General features: G+C 58.9%; 2 protein-coding genes. One reads left to right on the top strand and one right to left on the bottom strand.

The annotated features are described in order from the left end of the window. Positions 1-226: 226 nt before the first annotated feature. Complete coding sequence (locus DOM54_RS19880; protein WP_276309701.1) at positions 227-1,072, bottom strand: helix-turn-helix transcriptional regulator; 846 nt, start codon at positions 1,070-1,072, stop codon at positions 227-229. Positions 1,073-1,195: 123 nt separating this feature from the next. On the opposite strand from DOM54_RS19880, the gene DOM54_RS19875 reads away from it, so the two are divergent. Next, positions 1,196-2,083 carry an SDR family oxidoreductase gene (locus DOM54_RS19875; RefSeq protein WP_110717989.1) on the top strand — a complete coding sequence of 296 codons (888 nt, stop codon included), beginning with the start codon at positions 1,196-1,198 and terminating at the stop codon, positions 2,081-2,083. Positions 2,084-2,963 lie beyond the last annotated feature (880 nt).

Genomic DNA, 2,963 nt, shown 5'->3' with positions numbered 1-2,963 from the left:
TCACGCAGCACAGCAGTTCGTGATGCGCGATGACGTTCTCCTCGGCCTCGGCTCTGCCATGCCGCTTGATCGCCATCACGCTGTGCAATTGGGAAGCCAGCGGCCACCTCGACTATTGTTCGTGCCACCTCGACGACAGCGTGGTACTGCGCGCGAAGGCAGGGATGAGCAGAGACGGGTAGGGATCGCGAGAGTCGCTACGGTAGGCGTCGATCGATTATTGGCATCAGCTGACTGACATGGCGCTGTCGCGGGCCGCAATCAGTGCGCGAATTTTGTCGGCGTCCTCTGGGTTCATCGGGTTATAGACGATCATGCCCAGGTCCGGGCGAGCATCGATGGTGAAAGTCGAGAACTCCATGGCGAAGGCACCCAACTGTGGGTGGTCGAGACGCTTATCACCCTCGCCTTGCCGTTGGACGTCGTGACTGCGCCACATCTCGGCAAAGGCCGAGCTGGCCTGGCACAGTTCATCGACCAGCGGTTGAATCTGGGCCTCGGCGCCCGCGCGAACGGAGTCCGCACGAAATGTGCCGACGACAACTCGTGCCACACTTTCCCAATCATGCTTGGCGACGTGGCTATCCGGATCGAGAAAGATCGAGCGCAGAATATTGCGCTGCGCCGGCGGCACCGCGGCATAATCCTTGAGCACGACTGCCGCAGCCCGGTTCCAGGCAATCACATCCCAGGTGGCATTACGGATCAACGCTACGCTTGGCTCCAGCACATCGAGCACGCGCTGAAGTCTCGGCGTGATGCCGTGATCCTGGTGATAGCACACCTCGGGCGGGCGCCCCAGGCCGACCAAAAACAGATGCTCGCGTTCGGCATCGGTGAGCATCAGCGCGTCGGCGATACGTGCCAACACTTCGGCGGAAGGCTTCCCCCCACGCCCCTGTTCGAGCCAGGTATACCAAGTTGCACTGATGTGGGCGCGCTGAGCGACCTCTTCTCGGCGTAACCCCGGCGTGCGCCGACGCCGCTGAGGGTAGCCCAGCGCCGCGGAATCGAGCTTCGAGCGACGATCCTTCAGATATGCCGCCAAGCGGCTTTCCTGTATCACTCTCATCATCCTGTTGATTTTTATACCCTGATAATGTCACGACTTTAACAGGATAAAGAAGCATGAAGAATCGTCTTCAATGGCTTCGTGACACTCGTCATGAAGTGAACTCACCATGGAGATTTCATCATGCGCGTATTCGTCACCGGTGCTACAGGATTCATCGGATCAATGGTAGTGCGAGAGCTGATTGCCGCTGGACACAGCGTTCTTGGGATGACGCGATCCGAGGCAGGCGCCAGCAACCTGCGTTCTATCGGTGTTACCCCCTTAATCGGCACTATCGAAGACGATGAGCTTCTAAAGCGTGCTGCTGAATCAGCGGACGGCGTGATTCACCTGGCGTTCAACCACGACTTCACACGCTACGTGCAGAATTGTGAGGATGATCGCCGCGTCATCGCGACGCTGGGCAACGCTCTCGTGGGCTCCGAGCGTCCGCTCATCGTCACATCAGGCGTCGGGGGCCTGCCGAGCACACCGGAACATCTCCCGACGGAAGATGACATCCCGCCCAGCGTTGCCGATTTTCCCAGAGCGGCGTCGGAAGAAGCGGCAAAGGCCGCTATGGCGCGGGGCATCAATACATCGATCGTACGATTGCCTCAGGTTCACGATACTGCCCGGCAGGGCCTGATAACTTTCGCCATCGCCATGGCAGTGGAAAAGGGAATCTTTGCCTATGTCGATGAGGGCCAACAGCGTTGGGCTGCTACCCACATCAGCGACGTCGCCAACCTCTTCCGCCTTGCCGTGGAAGCGGCAACACCCGACGCGGTTTACCACGCTGTCGCGGAAGAAGGCATCACCATGAAAGCGATTGCCGAGACCATCGGGAAACGCCTGGATTTACCCGTCGAATCTATCCCCGCAACAAAGGCCAAGGCGCATTTCGACTGGTTGACGCATTTCGTTCAGCTTGACCTCATGGCTTCCAGCCAAAAAACGCGTCATGAACTGGGCTGGCAGCCAGTTGGACCAAGCCTGCTGGAAGACCTCGCACAACTGACAACATAACGCGGCGGCTTCCGGGAAGACATTGTCGAGGGCCAGAACGTGAAAGGCCCTCGGTAATACTGATCACAGCCCAAATACCGGCGAGCGGTGCACGGCCATGGTTCGATGCACCACGGCCGCGTTGGTGCCCAATATCGATCCAATCTGCCCGGAAGTCATCGAGCGAACCTGACGCGCCATATGCAGCAGGGCATGAAGCATGCGGGAAAGGCGGCTATCGATTCTCAAGGTAATGCTGGCTCGCGGGAAATAGGTGAAATGCAGACTAGCGCGTCGAGACGACCCTCTGGCAGCACCCTTCCAGACCATGTCTCGACCGGATCAGCGGCCTTGAGCAGTAAAAATTTCAACTCCGATAGATGCATAGGAATGTATGGGGAAAAACCTACAAACCTAATTAAAGTTTACCTCTGTCGGGCCGATGACTAGCACCGGCTCCAGCCTTTGCTGGAAGCGGAATCGTCAAGGTATCTCCGATGGGACCGGAAGTGTCCATCTACGTCGACCAGGAAGATGGTTCCACCGTCACCGTCATGCCGCCATGCCGCCATGCCGCCATGCGGCGATACCGGAGGATTTCACCATCAAACGCTCGACACTGACTCGCTCGATAGGATTCATGGGAATCGCGCCCATGGCCGCCACACTCACCGGCTACGAGAACGCCCGGGCCCTGGCCTGGGCACTACGCTGGATGCCGCCACGACCGCTTACGCGCTGGACCACGGCTACAGCGAGGCCAATCCCTTGCTGTCGCCCATCGGCGATCCATACCTCACGGCGCTGGCGGCAGTAGGGGTGAAACAAGGCATCAAGTATTCACTCCACGAGTATGGCGGATTGAGTGAAGACTGCGCCCACCACGGCGTGGAGACTGCCG

This window comes from Salinicola acroporae (assembly GCF_003206615.1).
Taxonomy (GTDB): Bacteria; Pseudomonadota; Gammaproteobacteria; order Pseudomonadales; family Halomonadaceae; genus Salinicola; species Salinicola acroporae.
The sequence above is the reverse complement of the archived record's forward strand: the minus strand, read 5'-3'. Positions and strand labels throughout refer to the sequence as shown.

Coding starts and splice junctions, on each gene's coding strand:
- DOM54_RS19880 (WP_276309701.1), bottom strand. CDS start 1,072: ATGAGAGTGATACAGGAAAGCCGCTTGGCGGCATATCTGAAGGATCGT.
- DOM54_RS19875 (WP_110717989.1), top strand. CDS start 1,196: ATGCGCGTATTCGTCACCGGTGCTACAGGATTCATCGGATCAATGGTA.